The sequence below is a fragment of the Geothrix limicola genome (genome assembly GCF_030268085.1).
In the GTDB taxonomy this organism is placed as follows: Bacteria; Acidobacteriota; Holophagae; order Holophagales; family Holophagaceae; genus Geothrix; species Geothrix limicola.
Genome location: NZ_BSDE01000002.1, coordinates 356,530 through 376,698, shown reverse-complemented (window position 1 = coordinate 376,698; position 20,169 = coordinate 356,530). Strand labels below are relative to the sequence as shown.

At 69.0% G+C, this 20,169-nt stretch carries 15 protein-coding genes and 1 riboswitch; of the genes, 8 read left to right on the top strand and 7 right to left on the bottom strand.

From position 1 onward, the window contains the following. Positions 1-87: 87 nt before the first annotated feature. From QSJ34_RS07315 to QSJ34_RS07295, 5 genes are all read right to left on the bottom strand, one after another. Positions 88-771, bottom strand: coding sequence for a hypothetical protein (locus QSJ34_RS07315; protein WP_285573248.1), 684 nt, complete (start codon positions 769-771; stop codon positions 88-90). A 193-nt stretch (positions 772-964) separates the two neighbouring features. Then, positions 965-4,387: a methionine synthase gene (gene metH, locus QSJ34_RS07310; protein ID WP_285573245.1), complete on the bottom strand. Its 3,423-nt coding sequence runs from the start codon at positions 4,385-4,387 to the stop codon at positions 965-967. Positions 4,388-4,389: 2 nt separating this feature from the next. Then, positions 4,390-4,674 (bottom strand): 2Fe-2S iron-sulfur cluster-binding protein, encoded by a 285-nt coding sequence (locus QSJ34_RS07305; RefSeq protein ID WP_285573242.1) that lies wholly within the window; start codon positions 4,672-4,674, stop codon positions 4,390-4,392. After that, positions 4,668-6,536: a bifunctional homocysteine S-methyltransferase/methylenetetrahydrofolate reductase gene (locus QSJ34_RS07300; protein ID WP_285573239.1), complete on the bottom strand. Its 1,869-nt coding sequence runs from the start codon at positions 6,534-6,536 to the stop codon at positions 4,668-4,670. Before QSJ34_RS07300 ends, QSJ34_RS07305 begins: the two co-directional genes overlap by 7 nt. 64 nt (positions 6,537-6,600) lie before the next feature. Continuing rightward, positions 6,601-6,704, bottom strand: a riboswitch (SAM riboswitch). A 94-nt stretch (positions 6,705-6,798) separates the two neighbouring features. Next, positions 6,799-7,707 carry a hypothetical protein gene (locus QSJ34_RS07295; protein WP_285573237.1) on the bottom strand — a complete coding sequence of 303 codons (909 nt, stop codon included), beginning with the start codon at positions 7,705-7,707 and terminating at the stop codon, positions 6,799-6,801. Between the two features lie 114 nt (positions 7,708-7,821). Here QSJ34_RS07295 and QSJ34_RS07290 point away from each other — a divergent pair, with 114 nt between their 5' ends. The 6 genes from QSJ34_RS07290 (at position 7,822) to QSJ34_RS07265 (ending at position 15,431) form a co-directional block, all read left to right on the top strand. Continuing rightward, positions 7,822-8,718 carry a tetratricopeptide repeat protein gene (locus QSJ34_RS07290; RefSeq protein ID WP_285573234.1) on the top strand — a complete coding sequence of 299 codons (897 nt, stop codon included), beginning with the start codon at positions 7,822-7,824 and terminating at the stop codon, positions 8,716-8,718. Beyond that, on the top strand, positions 8,715-11,216 hold the full coding sequence (locus QSJ34_RS07285) for a sulfatase-like hydrolase/transferase (RefSeq protein WP_285573232.1): 2,502 nt from the start codon (positions 8,715-8,717) through the stop codon (positions 11,214-11,216). The genes QSJ34_RS07290 and QSJ34_RS07285 overlap by 4 nt, the downstream gene beginning before the upstream one ends. A gap of 45 nt (positions 11,217-11,261) precedes the next feature. Next, positions 11,262-12,458, top strand: coding sequence for a YaiO family outer membrane beta-barrel protein (locus tag QSJ34_RS07280; protein WP_285573231.1), 1,197 nt, complete (start codon positions 11,262-11,264; stop codon positions 12,456-12,458). Positions 12,459-12,540: 82 nt separating this feature from the next. Next, on the top strand, positions 12,541-12,939 hold the full coding sequence (locus tag QSJ34_RS07275) for a response regulator (protein WP_285573230.1): 399 nt from the start codon (positions 12,541-12,543) through the stop codon (positions 12,937-12,939). Between the two features lie 3 nt (positions 12,940-12,942). Next, complete coding sequence (locus tag QSJ34_RS07270) at positions 12,943-14,028, top strand: HEAT repeat domain-containing protein (protein WP_285573229.1); 1,086 nt, start codon at positions 12,943-12,945, stop codon at positions 14,026-14,028. Next, positions 14,025-15,431 (top strand): glycosyltransferase family 2 protein, encoded by a 1,407-nt coding sequence (locus tag QSJ34_RS07265; protein WP_285573226.1) that lies wholly within the window; start codon positions 14,025-14,027, stop codon positions 15,429-15,431. Before QSJ34_RS07270 ends, QSJ34_RS07265 begins: the two co-directional genes overlap by 4 nt. A 10-nt stretch (positions 15,432-15,441) precedes the next feature. Here the strand turns inward: QSJ34_RS07265 and QSJ34_RS07260 are convergent, their stop codons facing one another. Both QSJ34_RS07260 and QSJ34_RS07255 read right to left on the bottom strand, forming a co-directional pair. After that, entirely contained in the window at positions 15,442-16,404 is a 963-nt protein-coding gene (locus tag QSJ34_RS07260) for an alpha-ketoacid dehydrogenase subunit beta (protein WP_285573224.1), read from the bottom strand. Beyond that, on the bottom strand, positions 16,401-17,417 hold the full coding sequence (locus QSJ34_RS07255) for a PLP-dependent cysteine synthase family protein (protein ID WP_285573222.1): 1,017 nt from the start codon (positions 17,415-17,417) through the stop codon (positions 16,401-16,403). The genes QSJ34_RS07260 and QSJ34_RS07255 overlap by 4 nt, the downstream gene beginning before the upstream one ends. A 36-nt stretch (positions 17,418-17,453) precedes the next feature. Here QSJ34_RS07255 and QSJ34_RS07250 point away from each other — a divergent pair, with 36 nt between their 5' ends. After that, a complete protein-coding gene (locus QSJ34_RS07250; protein ID WP_285573217.1) occupies positions 17,454-18,290 on the top strand; it encodes a tyrosine-type recombinase/integrase in 837 nt (278 codons plus the stop codon). 82 nt (positions 18,291-18,372) lie between these two features. After that, positions 18,373-20,055 carry a DNA repair protein RecN gene (locus QSJ34_RS07245; RefSeq protein WP_285573215.1) on the top strand — a complete coding sequence of 561 codons (1,683 nt, stop codon included), beginning with the start codon at positions 18,373-18,375 and terminating at the stop codon, positions 20,053-20,055. Positions 20,056-20,169: the final 114 nt, after the last annotated feature.

The following is a 20,169-nucleotide window of genomic DNA, read 5'->3' as shown; positions in this document are numbered from 1 at the left end:
CAGGCCCCTGGCCTCGGTCGCGGAGTCGTCTCTCGGCGATGGCATCGGGCTTTGAGGTTGGGTTCTGGCGCAGCGCCGGACCGGGCGCTACTGGTCGGCTTCGGCGGTCCCGCTGTTTCCGGGGAGGAGCTTTCTCCAGTCGCCCACCGACAGGGCGGCCAGGGCCGTGAAGGCCCAGGCGGCGAAGCGGGACCAGGTGGCCCATCGGGCGCTGGAATCGCGCTCCCGCTCGGCCTCCGTCAACAGCCGATCAAATGCCTCGCGCAGGGTCGACTCGGCCTGATCCCACTGTGCCACCAGCTGATCCATGTGCTCGTGATGGGCCTTCGCGTCGAAGGTCTCCAGGGTCTTGGCCACGGCACCCGCGGCCCGGCCCTTGTCCGCCAAATCCTTCCGGGTGGACTCGGCCATGGTGATTCTGGGCAGCAGGGCTTCGAAGGAGCTCACGCGATGGCCCAGGGCCACGCCTTCGGAGGCGAAGGTGCTCGAGAGCAACTGGGCCGTCTCCTCCTCGACCTGCTGCTCATCCAGCTCGCCGGAACTCTGCTTCTGGCGCAGCTCGATGCGGGCCAGCTGGCGGTTGAGCTCTCGCAGGTCATCGCCCTGCTGTTCCCGCTGCTCCTGGTTGTGCGCCTCGACCATCACCTGCTGAAGCTCGCGGGAGTTCTCGTCCAGGGAGGTGGCGAGCTGATCCCGCAGGAACCAGGGCAGGGCGATCATGGCGAGGGTGAGCACCTGCCGCCCGCGGCCCGTTCGGGTGTGCTGGTTCATGGATCCTCCTCGGGGACGGCGTCCTTCGAGACGCCAATCGGCAGCGTGCGTCGGCCTGGGTCCGGTTGTTCAGGGATCTTGGAGATGGGTTCGGATGGAATCATACCCATCGGCCAAAGAGACCGAAATCAAAATCAATGACTCTTTTTGCCGATTTCCGCGAGCCCGTGCCTGGACTGCGTGCCGCCGGAACTCAGATCGAGAAGTAGCGCGCCTGGGGATGCCAGGCGACGAGGGCGCTGGTGGTGTATTCGGGATCCATCTGGTGGCTTTCGCTGAGGTGGACGCCGATCTCCTGGCCGTTGAGGAGGTCGAGGATGGGGCCGTTGCCTTGAAGATCGGGACAGGCCGGGTAGCCGTAGGAGTAGCGCGAACCCTGGTAGCCCTGGGCGAAGAGGGCGCGGCCGGGGAGATCCTTCGCGTGGATGCCCAGCTCGCGGCGGATGCGCGCGTGGAGCCGCTCGGCATAGGCTTCCGTGAGCTCGGTGGCGAGACCGTGGAAGGCGAAGTAGTCCGCGTAGCCGTCTTCCTTGTAGAGCTTCGCCGCGTGATCCGCCGCCGCCTGGCCCAGGGTCACGAGCTGGAGGGCCAGCACGTCGGTCTGATCGGCGCGGAAGAAGTCGGTGATGCAGAGACGCCGCCCCGAAGCCTGGCGTGGGAATTCGAGGAGGGCCAGGCTGCGCGCGGGATCGGCGGGATCGAAGACGCGCAGCGCGTCGCCCTCGGCGCGCGCGGGGAAGTAGCCGTAGCGGGCCCTGGGCTGGAAGAGCCGGTCCTTCGCCAGGCGGTCGCGCCAGTAGGCCAACTGCGGCTCGGCCTTGTCGCGCAGCACGGCGGCGAAGGTCTCGTCGCTCTGGCTTCCCTGGACGAAGCCCCAGCGGTTGCGGATCAGCGCAAATTCATCGAGGTGCTCGAAGAGATCCACCGGCGCATCCGACAGCTCACGCACGCCCCAGAAGGGGGGCTCGGGCGAAGGCGCCTCGTGCCGGATCCAGCTGCTCTGGCCGTATTCGGTCAGCGCCACCGAGGCGGTGCCGCGGCGGATCACCTTGATGCCATCCCCGCTTTCCGCGGCAGAGACCGGCGCGGGCACGCTGGTTTCGCCCGCCACCAGGGCCTGCATGTGGCGCAGCCCCTCGAAGGCGTCCTCGGCGTAGTACACCGAGCCCGAGTAGGTGCGGCGGCAGTCGCCCTCCACATAGTCGCGGGTGAGGGCGGCGCCGCCGAGGATGACGGGCACCTTCAGATCCAGCGACTCCATGAAGTGCAGGTTCTCCTTCATGATCACGGTGGATTTCACGAGCAGGCCCGAGAGCCCGATGGCCTCGGCGGGCCAGGCATCGAGCTCCTTGAGGATGGCTTCGATGGGCTGCTTGATGCCCAGGTTCTTTACCTCGAAGCCGTTGTTGCTGAGGATGATGTCCACCAGGTTCTTGCCGATGTCGTGAACGTCGCCCTTCACGGTGGCCAGGAGGATGCGCCCCTTCTGGTAGGTGGATTCCCGCGGCAGATGCGGTTCGATGCGCTTGATGGCGGCCTTCATGGCCTCGGCGCTTTCGAGCACGAAGGGCAGCTGCATCTCGCCGGCGCCGAAGCGCTCGCCGACGATCTTCATGGCGCCGAGCAACACTTCGTTGATGAGCTTGAGGGGATCATGATCCTTCAGGGCCTCGTCCACGTCGGCGAGGATGGCCTGCTTCTCGCCGTCGAGGATGCCGCGGTGCAGGCGCTCCAGCACGGGCAGGTCGGCGCGGTGATCCTCGGCCACCTTGGTCTTGCGGTCGCTGAAGCGGGCCATGAGGGCCTTCAGGGGATCGTAGCCTTCCGCGCGGCGGTCGAAGATCAGGTCCTCGACGATCTTCCGGTCCTCGGGATCGATCTTGGCGACGGGGATCACCTTCGAGGCGTTGAAGATGGCCATGTCGAGGCCGTGCTTCACGCCGTGGTAGAGCATGAGGGCGTTGAGGATGTGGCGGGTGGCGGGATTCAGGCCGAAGCTCACGTTGCTCACGCCGAGGATGGTCATGACGCCCGGCAGCTCGGCCTTGATGAGCCGCAGGGCCTCCAGCGTCTCGATGGCAGATCCGCGGAACTCCTCGTCGCCGCTGCCCAGGGTGAAGGTGAGCGGATCGATGATGAGGTCGCCGGGATCCAGCCCGTATTCGCCCACGGCCAGGGCATAGAGGCGCTTGGCGACGTCGAGCTTCTGCCCGCGGCCCTTGGCCATGCCGCGCTCGTCGATGGTGAGCGCCACGACGGCGGCGCCGTAGGTCTTGCAGAGGCCGAGGATCGCGCGGGCCTTGGCCTCGCCGTCCTCGAAGTTGATGGAGTTGATGACGCATTTCCCCGGGGACCGCTGCAGGGCCCTTTCGATGACCGGAAACTCCGTGCTGTCGATCATGAGGGGCAGGTTGATCTGCGAGACGAGGCGGCTCAGCAGCTCGTCGGCGTCGCGCACCTCGTCGCGGCCCACGTAGGCCACGCAGAGGTCCAGCAGGTGGGCGCCCTCCCGCTGCTGCTCCTTGGCCAGGGCGATCATGCCCTCCCAGTCCTCGGCGGCCAGCAGGTCGCGGAATTTCTTCGAGCCGTTCGCATTGGTCCGCTCGCCCACGATAAGGGGCGCGGGTTCCTGGCGCAGGGCCACGCTCTGGTAGAGGCTGGCGGCGCTGCGTTCCAGCTTGGGCTCGCGCCGCGGCGGATTGAGCTTTTCAACGCCCGGGGCCAGGGCCCGGATGTGGTCGGGCGTCGTGCCGCAGCAGCCGCCGACGATGGCGAGGCCGAACTCCGAGGCCGCGTGCAGCACCTTGGGCGCAAATCCCGCGGGATCCAGCGGGTAGACCACCTGGCCGCCGCGGTTTTCCGGCAACCCCGCATTGGGCAGGCAGCTGATGCGGAAGGGGCTGGCCTCGCAGAGCGTCTGGAGGTGCTGGTGCATTTCATCGGGGCCCGTGGCGCAGTTGAGGCCCAGCACATCGATGCCCAGGGGCTCGACGCTGGTGAGTACGGCGGAGATGTCCGAACCCACCAGCAGGGTGCCCGTCGTTTCTACCGTGGCCTGCACCCAGAGGGGCACCCGCTTGTGCTTGGCGGCCATGATCTCGCGGGCGGCCCGCACGGCCACCTTGATCTGGCCCAGGTCCTGGCAGGTCTCGATGAGGATGGCATCCGCGCCGCCCTCCAGCAGGCCCTCCATCTGCACACGGTACGAGGCCAGCAGGTTCGCGTAGGTCACGTGCCCGAGCGTGATCAGCTTGGTGCCGGGCCCCACGGAGCCGATGACGAAGCGGGGGCGATCAAAGCTGCGAGCCACCTCCTTGGCGAGGGAAGCGGCCTGGACGTTGAGAGCGTAAGCCTTGTCGGAGAGCCCGAATTCGCCGAGCACCAGCGGGTTCGCGCCGAAGGTGTTGGTCTCCACCGCATCGGCGCCGGCGCGGAAGTAGCTTTCATGGATCTCGCGGATCCACTGGGGGCGCCGCTCGGTGAGCAGGTCCACGCAGCCTTCGAGCGCCGCGCCGCCGTAGTCCTCCACCGAAGGTGAGCGCGCGAAGATCTGGGTCCCCATGCCGCCGTCCAGCAGCAGCACTTTGTCATTCAGGAGGCTCTCGAGGGTGGTCATGGCTAGAGTCCGATGTAGTCGATGGCGACGTCGCCCTGCACGGTGACCTGGCAGGCCAGGCGCTGATCGGGGGACGCGTCGAGGCCCGCCAGGAAATCGCGTTCTTCGGCGCCGGGCTCGCTGCAATGCGACAGCCCTTCGGCGACGCGCACCCGGCAGGTGCCGCAGGAACCCGTGCGGCAGCCGAAGGTGATATCGGCGCCCGCGGCGTCGGCGATGCGCTGCAGCGGCGTGCCCGCGGGGGCCTCCACCAGCAGGTCTTCGAGGAGGAAGTGCACTTTCACCATGGGGTCTCCGGCTTGGGCAGCAGCGGGGCCACGAGCTCGACCTGGCCGAAGGGGGCAGAGAGCTGGAGCCCGCGGATGCGGGGGCGGATCTGTTCGATGACTTCGCGGGCGATGTCCTGGCCCTCCTTCAGCTGATCCTCGCTGCCGGGCCATTTCGCCATGCGGGCCAGCACCGTCTTCGGCACGTAGGCGCCGGGCACCTCGTTGGCCATGAACTCGGCGTTGCGCAGGCTCTTGAGGGGCCAGATGCCCGCGATGATGGGCAGGCCGCCCTTGGCGTCGAGGGACTCGGTGAAGTCGAGGAAGCGGAACAACGTCTCGGCGTCGAAGACGGGCTGCGTGATGGCCCACTGGGCGCCGGCCTCCACCTTGTAGCGGAAGCGGGCCTTCTCGCGTTCCAGGTCCGCGGCGGCGGGATTGGCGCCCACCCCCACGCTGAAAGAGGTCGGCTTGCCGATGCCGGCCCCGCCCAGATCCAGGCCCGTGTTCAGGCGCTTGAGCATGTTCACGAGGCCGATGGCGTCCACGTCGAAGACGGCCGTGGCCTGGGGGTAGGGGCCCAGCTTCGGAGGATCACCGGTGACCGCGAGGATGTTGCGCAGGCCCAGGCCCGCGGCGCCCAGCAGGTCGCTCTGCATGCCGAGCAGGTTCCGGTCGCGGCAGGCGTAGTGGAGGATCGTCTCCAGGCCCACCTGCTGTTCGATGATGAGGGCCGTGGCCAGGGCGCTCATGCGTGCCATGGCGCGGGGACCGTCGGGCACGTTGATGGCATCCACGCCCAGGGCCCGGCACTGGCGCGTCTTGGCCAGCAGCTTGTCGTACTCCATGCCCTTGGGCGGCACCAGCTCCACGGTGTGGATGAATTCGTTCTGGGCCAGCTTGAGGCTGAAGCGGCTGCGGAAGGCGAAGGGCACTTCGGGTTGGGGCTGTTCGTGGGGCTTGAGCTCGAAGCCGCTGCCGGCCTGCACGAAGGCGTGCTCCTGGCGGAAGGCGCCGCGCATGGCGCGGATGTGCGCGGGCGTGGTGCCGCTGCAGCCGCCCACGGCCCGGGCGCCCGCGGCCAGCGCACGTGAGGCGAAGCCGCCGAGGTACTCGGGGCTGGCACCGTACATCAGGCGGCCGTCGACCATGTTGGGCAGGCCCGGATTGGGCTGGAGCACGATGGGCTTGGCGGTCACGGCCTTCAGGCGCTCCAGCAGGCGCAGGTGGGGTGCCGGGCCGTTGCCGCCGATGAGGCCCACCAGATCGGCGCCCCAGGTGTCGAGCTGCTTGATGAACCAGTCGGGCTCGGCGCCGAAGAGGGCCTGGCCATCCTCGTTGGTGGTCATCAGCGCGGCGATGGGCAGGCCGCCCAGTTCCTGGACGGCGAGCAGGGCCTGGTGGATCTCGTTCAGATCCTCGAAGCCTTCGAGCACGATGAGGTCCGCGCCGGCCTCGACGAGGGGCAGGGCCTGCTCGCGGAAATAGGCCCGGGCTTCGTCGAAGGAGGTCGGTCCCCAGGGCTCGATGCGCACGCCCAGGGGGCCGATGCAGCCCGCCACCCAGGCGCGGGCGCCCTGCTGCTGGATGGCGCGTTTGGCCAATTCCACCCCGGCGCGGTTGATGGCGTCGAGCTCGGCTTCCAATCCCCGCGCCGCCAGCTTCAGGCGGCCCGCGCCCCAGGTGTTGGTGGTGAGCACCTGGGCGCCTGCGGCGAGGAATTCGCCGTGGATGGCCAGCAGCAGGTCGGGTGCCTTGAGGTTGCACTCCTCGAAGCTGCGCTGCAGCGTGATGCCGCGGTCATAGAGGGCCGTGGCCGTGCTTCCGTCGAAGAGGAAACACTCGCCCGCGTCGAGGGCTTGCTTGAAGGAAGGATGAGTCATGGGATGCCTGTGAAGGGCAGTCCATTGATCGGCATCCAGGTAGGTCTTGGTCAGTCTGAGACGTTCGGTATCTTCCCCCCGGACATGCCGGGGGCAGGAATTGGCACCTTGCTTTCGCAGGTTGCCAAGGTTTCACAGGGCCTTTCCCTCCACCTTTCTGGATAGCGTTCTTGGACTGCCAAAGATCAATCGTCCAGGATGGGGGCGACCCTGCTGGGTGTCAAGTCGCGGGCTGGCCCAAGGGCCTGAAAAGCACGCCCCTTCATGGTTTCAGGCTTTCCCAATCCTCGTAGGTGAAGAGCGCGAAGCCCGCGAAGGCCCGCTCCCGCGACAACCGGGCCTCCACCTGGCGCAGGGCCTTCTGCAGGGCGCCCTCGCCCAGGCGGCAGAAGCTGGTGTGCGCGTTCTCCGCGTCCCGCTCGCAGTGCAGGGCCAGCCCGACCACTACGGGGCGACCCAGGGCCTGGGCCGAAGCCATCGGTTCCGCGGCGCCCCGGAGGATGCCCTCCACCTGGTTGCGGTAGTCCATGAGCACCGTCTGGTCGGCGAGCAGGATGGCCCATTCGCTGAGGGGGCGCGTGCGGCCCCCGCGGCGGATGGGCCGGTCCTGCCACCAGACGGGGATGGCCACCTGAAGGGGCAGGCTTCCCGTAAGTTCGCTTCTCGCGGCCTCCAGGCAGTCCAGGTACTGGCCTGAGAGCTTGGGGGCTTCGCGTTCCCAGTCAGGCAGGGCGTGGGGTTCCACGTCCAGTTGCAGGGCCGCCAGGCGGGCCCGACCCGCGCGGGCCCGGGCCTGGTCGAAGTCGCGTACGGCGCGCAGGGCCTCCAGGAGCGCCGCGCGCTGGCCAGGGCGGGTCCAGGCCGCGCGGCCCAGCACGAGGCTGACGCGGAGGCCCCGGTCCTGCGCGGCATCGAGCAGGCGTCCGAGCGCTTCGGCGCGACCCGGCAGCAGGTCCGCGCCGCCCAGGTAGAGCTCGCGCACGCCGCGCCGGGCGGCGAAGGCGAAGAAGGCCCGCTGCGCCGCTTCTGAACCCGCCAGGTCGCGGTACGACCACAGGGCCAGGGGCGGCTGATCCGCGCGCCGGGGTTCGGGCGTGGGGTGGCCGCAGGCCAGGAAGCAGGCCACGAGCGCCAGGGCGGCGATCCGTCGAAGCTGGCTGCTGGCGGGCATGTGACTGAGGTTAACAGCAACCTTGACGCCCCTTCATGGGCGTCCTGAAATGAAGAGCGGCTCTCCTCCGGCGAGAACTCGCCCCAAGCGGAACCTCCCCTTCGAAGGCACAGGATGAGCACACCCTTTTTCAGGATCCTCGGCTCCGTGACGGTGCTGTCGGTCTGCTATTGGGGTTTGTACCTGCGGCCACGGCATCAGCCCGTGGTGCTGGCGGAAGAGGCCGAGGGGCTGTCGGCGGACGAGGCGGGGCAGCTTCAGGAGCGCCTGACCGGGTTGATGCGGGGGCGGCGCTTCGAGGAGGCGCAGCCGCTGGCGGAAGCCATGGTGAAGGCCTTTCCCGGCAACCCGATCTACCTGCGTCGCGCGGCGGAGATCCAGGGCGAATTGGGGCATCCGGCCGAAGAGGCCGAGGCCTGGGAGCGCTTCCTGAGGGTGTCGCCCACCCCAGGCGAAGCCTTTCCCGCGCTGCTGAACGCCTACCGCAAGCTGGGCCGGACCCGCGCCGCCATCGACGCCTGCGAGCGGGCGGTGGCGCTGGAACCCACGAATGCGGAGCTGCTGTTCTACCTGGGGCGAGCCTACGAATTCGGAAAGGCCTACCCGAAGGCGAGGGAGGCCTACCGGCGGGCCTGCGAGCTGCGGTCGGGCAATTCCGACGCCACGGCCGGCTGGGGCCGCATGGAGGTCTTCATCGGCGACCCGGCCCGGGCGATCCAGCTCGTCGAGCAGGTGCTGGCGCGCCGCCCCGACGACGCGGACTGCCTGCTGGTGCATGGGATGGCGCTGCGCCAGCAGGGCCAGTACGCCCGGGCCAAGGTTTCGCTCGAACGGGGACTCAAGCTCCACCCGGGCTACGGCGATTTCATGCTGGTGCTGGGCGGCATCGCGGAATCCGAAAACCATCCCGCCGAAGCGCGCGCCTGGTACGACCGCTACCTCGCGCAGAACGGCGAAGATGCTGAGGTCCGCGCCCGGCGGGACCGCCTTGCGGCACAGGAGCGGAAATGAAGGCGCGCCTCGGACAGACCTTCGCCCGGGCCGGCCTGCTTCTGCTCTGCGTCCTGAGCGGTGCCTACGCCCTGCTGGCCTACATCCCCTTCACCTACCAGGCGGTGATCAAGTTCCCCATGGTGAGCTGGATTCCCGCCTTCGTGCGCCTGCATCCATGGCTGCTCCTGCTCCTCACCGGCCTCAACCTCGGCATGGATCTTCGGCGCTGGTGGGGCCCCGGGGGCTCCACCGCTCGTCGGGCCTTCAGTCTGGGGGCAGCGCTGTTCGCCCTGGCCGTGCTCCTGCGAACGCCGCTGCGGACCATCCAGAACGATACGGGCAGCCTCTTCTGGGCCGTGGCCTTCCTGGCGCTCCCCTTGTGGCTGCTCCTGCTGGACGCGCGGTCCGCCTGGGAGGGCACCTCATGGACTTCGCGCCCCCGGGACGATGCGCGGCGCCTCTTTCTCGCGGCGCTGACGGCTGGCCTGCTGGCGGCGCTGCTGTTTCCGGTCTTGGCCTGGCTGCGCCTCGGCCCGCCGGATCCCAAACCCACGCTGGAGGGCTTGGCCCTGGTGTGGGGCTGGGGCCTCTTCGCCCACCTGCTGGTCTTCCTCGGGGCCGCTGCCCTGCTCATGGGGGTGCTCGGCCTGGGCCAGATGTTCATCTGGTCCTGGGTGGAACCCGCCCTCCTGGCCGCCCTCGTCGGGGCCGCGCTCACGCGGTTCCTGTTGGCGGTGGTGTTTTCGCCCATCGCCTTCGGAGGGCCGGCGGCCCTGCTGGTTGCCGCCCTGCTGGCGGCCCTGGTCCTGGCCTTCCTGGCGGGCCTGGTGCCCGGCCTGCAACCCCTCGAGCCCGGTGCGGAAAGTGCGCTGGACCTGGCCCTGCGCCCCCTGATCCGGCTCCTGCGGGGGCGCCCCTTCCGGACGGCGGGCCTTCTCGCGCTCCTCGCCGCGGGCGCCGGGTTCGCGCTGGGGCGGGCGGCGGTCTTCGACTGGAACTTCCTCTTCCAGAAGACGCTCGTCGTCGCGGCCTCTGCGCTGGGTTTCGTCTGCCTCTACGCCGCCTTCTCCCCCGGCCGCCCGAAGGTCCTCTGGGTCTGGGCCGTGATCCTCGTTCCCGTGATCACGATGAATGTCTTCCTCGCCTTCGACGAGGTGCTGGTGGCGCGCAGCGGCGCCTTCGCCGAACGGCGGCTGGGGGCGCTGCTGGATCAGGAGGCGGGCCGGGATGTCTCCGTGCGCCTGCTTCGCGAGGCGCTGTCACCCCTTCGCCAGGCTCAGCAGACCATCTACCGGATCCTGCAGAAGAACAGCAACATCCCCCACGACGTCCGGACGGATCCCGTGGAGATCCAGCACGTCGAGCGCCTGGCGCCCGCCCCGGGGCCCAAGCCCGACATCTTTATCTTCGTGGTGGACAGCCTGCGCCGCGACTACCTCGGCGCCTACAACCCCAAGGTGCGCTTCACGCCCCACCTGGACCGCTTCGCCGCCGAATCCTTCGCGCTGCCCCGCGCCTTCACGCGCTACGGCGCCACGGGCCTTTCAGAGCCCTCCATCTGGACCGGCTCGCTCATGCTGCACAAGCAGTACATCACGCCCTTCCATCCCATGAACAGCCTGCAGAAGCTGCTGGAGGCGGACGGCTACCAGGGGCTCATCTCCATGGATTCCATCATGGACGTCGTGGTGAAACCGGGCCCCTGGATGAAGCCCCTGGACCCGGGCGTGAGCACGCAGGACCTGCGCCTTGGCGCGAGCCTGCAGAAGCTGGAGGCGGCGCTTCAGGCGCGGGGCTCGGATCCGCGTCCCCTCTTCGTCTACAGCCAGGCCCAGGACATCCACATCTCGGTGATCAACCGGGAAGGGCAGGACGTGGTGGGAACCGGCGACTTCAAGGGCTTCTACGCCCCCTACGCCAGCCGGGTCGCGCGGGTCGACGCGGCCTTCGGCCGCTTCATCGCCTTCCTGAAGGCCTCGGGCCGCTTCGAAAACAGCCTCATCATCTTCACGGCGGACCACGGCGACTCGCTGGGCGAGGAGGGCCGCTTCGGCCACGCCTACACGCTGTTCCCGGAGATCGTGCGCATCCCTCTGCTGATCCACCTGCCCGAATCCATGAAGGCGGGTCTCAAGCTTGATTCCGAAGCCCCGGCCTTCCTCACGGACCTCACGCCCTCGCTCTACTACCTGCTGGGCCACCGCCCCGTCCGCGTGGACCGGGCCCTGGGCCGCCCGCTCTTCACGGCCACGCCGGAAGAGCAGATCCCCTACCGGCAGGACCACTACCTGCTCGCCTCCAGCTACGGCGCGGTGTTCGGCATCCTCGACGGCGCCGGCAGGCAGCTCTACATCTCGGACGGCGTGAACTTCGCGGACCACCTCTACCGCCTGGACGCCGCCGCCGCCGGCACGCCCCAATCCCTCAGTGGCGGGCAGAAGGCCCGATACGACAAGATGATTCTCGATGACATCGACCTGGTGAACCGGTTCTACCAGTTCAAGCCGGATCACTGAGGGGGGCCCATGTTCGCGATGCGCGGCTTGCAAGGAAGCGCCGGAATGAGGCTGGGGCTGGCGGCCCTGGCGGTGCTGCCCCTGCGGGCCGCGGAGGACCCGGACGCGCTGTTCTTGAAGGCGCGCAGCCTGCCCAAGGAGCGGCGGGAGGAAGCCAAGGCCCTCTGCCGGAAGGCCCTGGAGCGCAGCCCGGACTACCACGACATCCGCATCCAGCTCGCGCGCTACTGCGCCTGGGACAGCCAGTACGACGAGGCCCGCCGCGAGATCCAGACCGTGCTCACCCGCAGCCCGCAGAACGCCGAGGCCCGCGAGGCCGCCATCGACATCGAGGTCTGGTCCGATCATCCCCACGCGGCGCTCCGCCTCTGTGAAGAAGGCCAGGCGAGGGACGCGAAGAACCCCCTCTGGCCCTACCGGCGGGCCCGGGTGCTCAAGTCGCTGAACGACCTCCCGGGCGCCTACGCGGCCGTTCAAAGCGCCCTGCTGCTGGATCCCGATCATCAGCCCTCCCGGCTCCTGCGGGATGATCTGAAGGAGTTGCTGCAGCGCTCCAAGGTGACGCTGGACGTGGCCTACGAAACCTACGACAAGACCTTCGACCCCTGGAAGACCGTGTCCATGAGCCTCGGGCACCGCTTCGATCTGGGCACGGCAATCCTCCGGGTCAACCGCGTGCAGCGCTTCGATACCTGGGGCACCCAGGTGGAGGCCGACGCCTATCCCCACCTGGGCGAAGGCACGTACGCCTACCTGAACGCGGGCCATTCGGAGCACAGCATCTTCCCCCGCTCGAGCTACGGCGCCGAGCTGTACCACAACTTCCCCGCGGGCATCGAGGCCTCGCTGGGGCTGCGCCACCTCGTCTTCAGCGAGGGCGTCACCATCTACACAGGGTCCCTCAGCAAGTACCACGGCAACGGGCTCTACAGCCTGCGGCTCAACAGTACGCCCAGCGCCGTCGGCTCCTCCCTCTCCGGTGCCCTGTCGGCGCGGCTCTACCAGGAGGACGCCGATACCTACTTCACGGCCTCGGTGGGTCTGGGGGTGTCGCCGGACCAGCCGGCCTGGTCCGCGGAGATCCTCCGCCTCCGCTCCCGCAAGGCCTCGCTGGGTTTCCAGAAGCGGCTGGACCGCGCCTGGATCCTGTCGGGCAGCGCGGGCTGGGAACGCCAGGAGGTCTTGGCGGGCCTCTACCGCACCCACTGGACCTACGCCATGGGTGTCGAACGGCGCTTCTGAACTCCCCGGCGGGCAGCTCATTTGTGACGGACGTGGGCCCGCGCCGGCGCGAGGCTCCAGGATCGCTCTGATAGAGTGAAACATGGGAAGAAATTGGGCTGAAGGCACGACAGTCCTAGCCGTGGAGGACGACATCCTCACGGCCAAGCTGATCCGTGCCCGGCTGGAACTGGAGGGCCTCCGGGTGCTTGAGGCCCGCAACGGGCGGGAGGGGCTGGAGCTCCTGAAATCCGAAGGGGCGGACCTGATCAGCACCGACCTCATGATGCCCGCCATGGACGGCTACCGGCTCATCCGGGAGATCCGCGAACTGCCGCCGCCCCTGGGGCACCTTCCCGTGCTGGTCCTTTCCGTCAATTCCGGCGAGGACGACATGGTCCGCTGCCTCGCGGCCGGGGCGGACGACTACGTGCTGAAGCCGCTTTCTCCGCAGGTCTACATCGAAAAGCTCTGGCGCCTGTACCTGCGTTCCCGGAGATAGCCCATGACCTGGCTGACTCCGGAGGCCTGGCTGGGGCTGCTGATGTGGGCGCTGGGCATCCTCACGGTCCAGCTGCTGCTGATGCTCGTCGCCGGGGGCTGGATGCAGATCCGCCACAAGCGGTGGAACCGCCTGCGCATCGCCTGCCTGCAGAAGTGGGAAAACGACATCGTGCACTACCTCTACGGCGGGGACCGCGATGCCCGCCGCTTTGGGGTGCTCGACCCCGCAGAGCGGCGCTTCTTCATCCCCTTTCTCCTGCGCGTGCTGGGCACCCTCGCGGGCAGCGAGGGCCAGGCCGTCCGTGAGCTCTATCACGAGCTCGAGCTGCACAAGGGCCTGGGCAGGCGCCTGGGCTCCCGGCGCCAGAAGCGGCGGGCCATGGCGGCCCTCGAGGTGGGCAGCTTCCAGGTGGAGGCGCACTACGATCGCCTGAGAGGGCTGCTGGAGGATCCCGTGCCCCACGTGGCCCACGCGGCGGCGCGGGGCCTGGGCAACACGCAGCGCATGGAATACGCCGAGCCGGTCCTGAAGTGGGTGCTCCACCAGGAGGTGTTCCAGCGCGAACGGCTCCTGTGGATCCTCGAAAGCTTCGGTGTCGGCTTCATGCGCTGGATGGAGGCCCGCCTGGATGCGGCGCCCGAGCGGAACACGGACGAGTGGATGATCTACGCCATGCTCGCCGCCTCCACCCGCCACGTGGAAGACCCCACGCGTCTGGTGGCCCTGCTGGAGGCCGACAGCACCGAAGTCGCCGCAGCGGGTCTCAAGGCGCTGGGGGCGCTGGGCAGCCCCGAAGTGTTGCCCCATGTGCTGCCCCTGGCCGCACATACTTCCTGGATCATCCGCGCCCAGGCCGCCAAGGCCATCGGCATCCTCGCGGGGCCGGGCGGCCTGCCTATCCTGCTGCAACTGATCTGCGACCCCCGCTTCGAGGTGCGCCGGAACGCCGCCCAGGCCCTCTTCCGCATGGGGCCCGCGGGCGTGGAGGCCCTGCGTGTGGTGGCGGACGATCCGCACGAGGATCCCTTCGCACGGGACCTGGCCCGCGAGCACCTCCAGTGGCTCGATCCCATGGGGGCCGCGTGATCGACCGCCTTCTGACCACCCTGCTCCTGATGAACCAGTGGGGCATCCTGCTCTACTTCCTGGCCATGAACGTCACGCACTTCGTGCTGATCATCCGCGCCTACCTGGCCACCCGGCGCTACCTGGACGAATCCGAAGTGGACCAGATGGAGGACTACTTCGACAGCATCCACGTCAAGCCGATCACCCTCATCTGTCCCGCCTACAACGAGAGCGGCGGCGTCGTGGCCTCGGTGAACAGCCTGCTGGGCCTGCGCTATCCGGAATTCCAGGTGGTGGTGGTCAACGACGGATCGAAGGACGACACCCTCGACAAGCTCATCGAGGCCTTCCGCCTGCGCCCCTCGCATCGCGTGATCCGCCAGACCCTGCCGAGCGCGCCGGTCCGTTGCGTCTACGAAAGCGCCTTCCTGCCGCGCCTGGTGGTGGTGGACAAGGAGAACGGCGGCAAGGCCGACGCCCTCAACTGCGGCCTGAACGTGGCGGCCTACCCGCTGGTCTGCTGCATGGACGGCGACAGCCTCCTGGAACACGATGCCCTGCTGCGCGTGACGCGGCCCTTCCTGGATCGTCCCAATGTCGTAGCCACGGCCGGCGTCATCCGCCCCCTCAACGGGTGCAAGGTCACGCCCATGGGCATCCGCGGCATCCACATGCCCGAGAACTGGCTGGCCCGCATGCAGGTGGTGGAGTACCTGCGCTCCTTCCTGTTCGGGCGCATGGGGCTTTCAGACTTGGGCAGCCTCTTCATCGTGAGCGGCGCCTTCGGTGTGTTTCGCAAGGACCTGCTGATGGAGGTCGGCGGCTTCCACAAGACCATCGGCGAGGACTTCGAGCTGGTGGTGCGGCTGCATCATCACCTGAAGGCGCAGGGGCGACCCTACCAGGTGGTGATGGTGCCCGATCCCGTCTGCTGGACCGAGGTGCCCGAGGATGCCGGCACCCTCAAGCGCCAGCGGAACCGCTGGCAGCGCGGCCTCCTGGATTCCCTGTGGATCCACCGGGAGATGTGGTTCAACGCCGAATTCGGGCGCATCGGCCTCTTCTCCATGCCCTACTTCCTCGTCTTCGAGGCCGCGGCCCCGCTCATCGAAACCCTGGGCTACGGCTTCTTCTTCTACGCCCTCTACCAGGGCCGGGTGCACGGTCCCTTCGCCCTGGCCTTCTTCTGCGTCGCGCTGCTGCTGGGCGTGGTGAACAGCCACGTGGCCATCCTGCTCGAACAGATCACGAACCACCCCTACCAGAGGCTTCGCGACTGGGCCGTGCTGCTGCTCTGCGGCATCCTGGAGAACTTCGGGTTCCGCCAGCGGACCCTCCTCTGGCGGCTCAAGGGCATCCTCGACTGGTACCGCGGCAAGGAGGGCTGGGGCCATATGAAGCGCAAGGGCATCGCCTCCTGAGGCGGTCCTCCTACCAGGCCAGCAGGCGCTCGACCTCGACCCGCACGCGCGCCGCGCTGGGCAGACAGGCGGCCTCCAGGGGCGGGCTGGCGGGCGTGGGCGTGTCCGTTGCGCCCACGCGGCACACGGGTGCGTCCAGCCAGGAGAAGCAGGTCTCGCCGATGCGCGCCGCCAGCTCGGCGCCGGGGCCGTAGGTGGCGGGCGCCTCCGTGAGCACGAGCACGCGGTGGGTGCGCTGGGCGAGGCCTGCGATGGCCGCGTCGTCCAGGGGCCAGAGCGTGCGCAGGTCCAGCACGGCGACGTCCAGGCCTTCCACGGCTTCCAGGGCCACGTGCTGGGCGGCGCCGTAGGTGATGATGCAGGCCGAGGCGCCATCCTTGCGCAGGGCGGCCTCGCCGAGTCGCGCCGTGGGGGCCTCATCCCACTGATCTTTGAGGCGGCGGTAGAGGTGCTTGTGTTCGAAGACCAGCACGGGATCGGGATCGTCGATGGCGGCGCGGAGCAGGGCGTAGGCGTCGCGCACGGTGCCCGGCGCCACGACCTTCAGGCCGGGGCTGCCGAGGAAGTGGCCTTCGGGGTTCTGGCTGTGGAAGGGCCCGCCGCCGTTGCCGCCGCCGCTGGGGCCGCGGAACACGGCGGGCACGGAGGCGCCCCAGCGCCAGTGGGCCTTGGCCGCGAAGTTCACCATGAGGTCGGACGCCAGCAGCGCGAAATCCATGAACTGGAATTCCGCCACGGCCTTCTGCCCCATGAGCGCCGCGCCGATGGCCGCGCCCGCGATGGCCTGCTCGGAGATGGGCGTGTCGATGACGCGGTCCGCGCCGAAGCGCGCCAGCAGGCCTTCGGTCGCGCGGAAGGCCCCGCCGTAGACGCCGATGTCTTCGCCCAGGCAGCACACGCGGTCATCGGCTTCCATGGCGTCGAAGAGGGCTTGGCGGACGGCTTCGACGTAGGTGCCCGAGAAAGCGCTCATGCGCCCGACTCCGGCAGGTCCTCCACCAGCAGGCCCCGCTCCTCCAGCCAGGCGTCGTTGAAAATGCTGCTGAGGTAGCGGCCCGCGCCGTCGGGGAACACGGTGACGATGCGCGCGGGATGGTCCATGGGGCCGAGGTGTTCCGCCACCTGCAGCAGCGCCCACAGGGCCGCGCCGCTGGATCCGCCGCCGAGGATGCCCTCTTCGCGAACGAGCCGGCGTGCGTAATGAAAGGCCTGTCGGTCCGTCACCTGGAGCATGTCGTCGACGACGTCGAACTCCATGGTGGGGATGAGGAATTCGTCACCCAGGCCCTCCACCCTGTAGGGCCCGGCCTTGGGGTTCTTCTCGCCGTGGAAGTGGGGCGAGAACACGGAGCCCACGGGATCCACCGCGATCACCTTGATCCTGGGATCCTTCTCCTTCAGGTAGCGGCCCACGCCGCCGATGGTGCCGCCCGTGCCTGCGCCCGCCACGAAGACGTCGATGCGGCCCTCCATCTGCTCCCAGATCTCGGGGCCCGTGCCCGCGTAGTGGGCGGCGTTGTTCTCGCGGTTGCCGTGCTGGTCGGGGAAGTAGCAGTTCGGCGTTTCGCGGGCCAGGCGCGGCGTGATGTTGTTGTAGCTGTCCGGATGCTCGGGGGGCAGGCTCGTGTCCACCTTGTGCACCAGCACGCCCAGGGCCAGCAGCTGGTTCAGCTTCTCCTGGCTGATGGTGTCACGCACGACGACCTTCAGCTTGTAGCCCTTCTGGATGGCCATGAGCGCGAGGCCCATGGCCGTGTTGCCCGAGGAGTTCTCGATGATCATGTCGCCGGGCTTCAAGCGCCCGTCGCGCTCTGCGGCCTCGATCATGTACCTCGAGATGCGGTCCTTGCTGCTGCCCATGGGATTCATGAATTCGAGCTTGGCGAAGGCCTCCACCGGAAGGTGTTCGACGACGCGGCGCAGCCGAACCAGGGGCGTGTTGCCGATGGCCTCCAGAACACTGCCGCAGGGCTTCCGGTAATGCATGGGGATCCTCCAAGGGTCAGTATGACCGGAGGCCCTATGGATACGGTCTGGACACGGATGAAAGAGGATCTGGAGTGGGCTGGGCGAGCCCCGGGCACGGTCTCGATCTACCTGCACGCGGCGAAGGCCTTCGCGCGCTTCCACCGCTGCAGCCCCGCCCGCATGGGGCAGGCCCACGTCCGGGCCTGGATCGCCCACCTGCGCCAACGGGGCACCCTTCCGGATCGTCTGGCCCAGCACTGCTCGGCCCTGGCCTTCCTCTTCCGGAAGACCCTGGGCCGCCCCGCGGCCGTCTCCTTCTTCTGCCACCGCCGCATTCCGGTGCGACTGCCCCAGCTCCTCAGCCTGGAGGAGGTGGCGGCGCTGATCGGACACCTGCAGGGGGACGTGATGCCCACCTTCGTCCGCACCCTCTTCGCCACGGGTCTGCGGATCCGGGAGTGCTGCCGGCTCAGGATGGAGGATGTGGACGCAGCCCGGGGCGTGCTGCACCTTCGGACCACCAAGGGGGGCCGGGAACGGCTGGTGCCCCTCTCGCCCAGCCTGGCGGAGGAACTCACGGTGTATCTTCGGAACGTTTCGCCCCAGGGCCCCTGGCTCTTCGGGTTCCGCCCGGGCCATCCGCCCAGCCCCGACCATGCCCGGAAGCGGCTCAAGCGCGCCGTCAAGGCGGCAGGCATCGCCAAGCGCGTGACGCCGCACCTCCTGCGACACACGTACGCCACCCTGTTGCTGGATGCAGGTACCGATCTGCGGGTGATCCAGGCGGTGCTGGGCCATCGCAGCCTGGCCAGCACGCTTCGCTACACCCAGGTGAGCACGCGGCTGCTGGCCCAGGTGCCCGACGTGCTGGCCCTGCTTCCGCAGACTTAGCTGGAACGCGGTTCCTGAGCAGGGGGTCTGACGATGGTGCGGGACCTCGGATTCCGGCCTTTTCCCCCGTTAGACTGATCCCATGCTGTCCTCCTTAAGAATCCAGAACCTGGCCCTGGTGGAAGACCTGTCCCTGGAGTGGGGGCCGGGCTTCACGGTGCTCACGGGCGAAACCGGCGCGGGCAAGTCCCTGCTGGTGGATGCGCTTTCGCTGCTGGTGGGCGCCCGGGGCGACGGCGAACTGGTGCGCCACGGCTCGGACCGCGCCACGGTGGAAGGCGTGGTGGAGGGCCGTTTCGAGGCCTGGCAGGCCTTCTTGGCGGAGCGTGGCCTGCCCGAGGAACAGCCCGTCGTGCTGCGCCGCGAAGTGGGATCGGGCCGCAGCCGCGCCTGGATCAACGGTGCCAGCTGCGCCCTGGCGGACCTGCGCGACGCGGGCCGCCTCTGGATGCGCCTCACCAGCCAGCACGACCATCAGTCGCTGCTCGGTGAAGAGCGGCACCTGGTCCTCGTCGACGAGGTGCTGGGGATCGAACCCAGCCTCGACGCGGAGGCCGCGGCCGTGCGGGAGGCCGAAGCGGCCCTGAAGGCGCGCCGCCGCAGCGAGGCCGAGCGCGCCCAGCGGCTGGAGCAGCTGGCCGAGGCCCTGGCGGACCTGGACAAGCTGGCCCCCAAGCCCGGCGAGTGGGCCCAGCTCAAGGAGGACCGCGAACCCCTGCGCCACGCCGTGCATCTGGAACAGGCCTTTCGCGAGGCGGCCGAGGCCCTGCACGACGGCGTGCCCAAGGTCGAGCTGGCCCACAAGGCTCTCATGCGCGCCGTGGCCCACTGGCCCGACGCTGTGGCCGAGCAGGACCGGCTGCGCTCGGCGGTGCTGGAGCTGGAGGACCTGCTGGCCCTGGCCCAGGACCAGGCGCTGCGCTGGTCCCAGGCGGGCGCCGATCGCATCGAGGCCATGGAGGCGCGCCTCGCCCAGTACGAGCGTCAGGCCCGCCGCCACCGCTGCGAGCCCGAAGAACTGCCCGCCCGGCAGCAGGCCCTGAAGGAAGAGCAGCGCTCCCTCCTGGCGGGTGACGCGCCCATCAAGGAGCTGGAGGCGGCGCTGAGCCGCGTCGCCGAGACCTACCGCAAGGGGGCCGAGGCTCTGCACGCCCGGCGCACGGCGGCCATCCCCAAACTGGAGGCCGAGGTGCAGAAGCGCCTCGCGCGCCTGGGCATGAAGGGCGCGCGGATCCAGCTGCGCCTGTCGCTGGCGGAGGAATCCGGCAGCCCGGTCGAGCAGAGCGGGCGACCCGTGCGCGTGGCGGCCCAGGGGTTCTCGGCCCTGGCGATCTGGATCGAACCCAACCCTGGCGAGGGTTTCCGCCCCCTGGCCAAGATCGCCTCGGGTGGCGAATTGAGCCGTCTGATGCTGGCCCTCGTGGGGGCCGGACTCGCGTTGGGTGCGGGCGTGCGCGATGGGCTGACCCTGGTGCTGGACGAAGTGGATTCGGGCCTGGGCGGCGAAACGGCCCTGGCCGTGGGCAAGGCCGTGGCCGAACTGGGCCGGGCCCACCAGGTGCTGGCCGTGACCCACCTGGCCCAGGTGGCGGCCCGGGCGGACCGCCACGGGAGGCTGGAGAAGGAGACCGAAGGGGGCCGCACCCGCAGCGCCCTGGCCTGGGTGGCGGGGGAATCGCGCAATCGCGAGCTGGCGCGACTGTTGTCGGGCCATCCGGACCGCGCCGAGGCCCTGGAGCACGCGAAAGTGCTGCTGGAGGGATAGAATCCGAGCCTCTTCCGATTCGGAAGATCTCCTCATGAATGGGATTGCCGGGATCAACCTTCCCGGGCGCCGGCTGGTCCATCCTGGGTGGGCAATCGCCTTCCAGATGCGTAC

Coding starts and splice junctions, on each gene's coding strand:
- QSJ34_RS07295 (WP_285573237.1), bottom strand. CDS start 7,707: ATGCCCGCCAGCAGCCAGCTTCGACGGATCGCCGCCCTGGCGCTCGTG.
- QSJ34_RS07300 (WP_285573239.1), bottom strand. CDS start 6,536: ATGACTCATCCTTCCTTCAAGCAAGCCCTCGACGCGGGCGAGTGTTTC.
- metH (WP_285573245.1), bottom strand. CDS start 4,387: ATGACCACCCTCGAGAGCCTCCTGAATGACAAAGTGCTGCTGCTGGAC.
- QSJ34_RS07245 (WP_285573215.1), top strand. CDS start 18,373: ATGCTGTCCTCCTTAAGAATCCAGAACCTGGCCCTGGTGGAAGACCTG.
- QSJ34_RS07315 (WP_285573248.1), bottom strand. CDS start 771: ATGAACCAGCACACCCGAACGGGCCGCGGGCGGCAGGTGCTCACCCTC.
- QSJ34_RS07255 (WP_285573222.1), bottom strand. CDS start 17,417: ATGCATTACCGGAAGCCCTGCGGCAGTGTTCTGGAGGCCATCGGCAAC.
- QSJ34_RS07305 (WP_285573242.1), bottom strand. CDS start 4,674: ATGGTGAAAGTGCACTTCCTCCTCGAAGACCTGCTGGTGGAGGCCCCC.
- QSJ34_RS07250 (WP_285573217.1), top strand. CDS start 17,454: ATGGATACGGTCTGGACACGGATGAAAGAGGATCTGGAGTGGGCTGGG.
- QSJ34_RS07260 (WP_285573224.1), bottom strand. CDS start 16,404: ATGAGCGCTTTCTCGGGCACCTACGTCGAAGCCGTCCGCCAAGCCCTC.
- QSJ34_RS07285 (WP_285573232.1), top strand. CDS start 8,715: ATGAAGGCGCGCCTCGGACAGACCTTCGCCCGGGCCGGCCTGCTTCTG.
- QSJ34_RS07270 (WP_285573229.1), top strand. CDS start 12,943: ATGACCTGGCTGACTCCGGAGGCCTGGCTGGGGCTGCTGATGTGGGCG.
- QSJ34_RS07280 (WP_285573231.1), top strand. CDS start 11,262: ATGAGGCTGGGGCTGGCGGCCCTGGCGGTGCTGCCCCTGCGGGCCGCG.
- QSJ34_RS07290 (WP_285573234.1), top strand. CDS start 7,822: ATGAGCACACCCTTTTTCAGGATCCTCGGCTCCGTGACGGTGCTGTCG.
- QSJ34_RS07275 (WP_285573230.1), top strand. CDS start 12,541: ATGGGAAGAAATTGGGCTGAAGGCACGACAGTCCTAGCCGTGGAGGAC.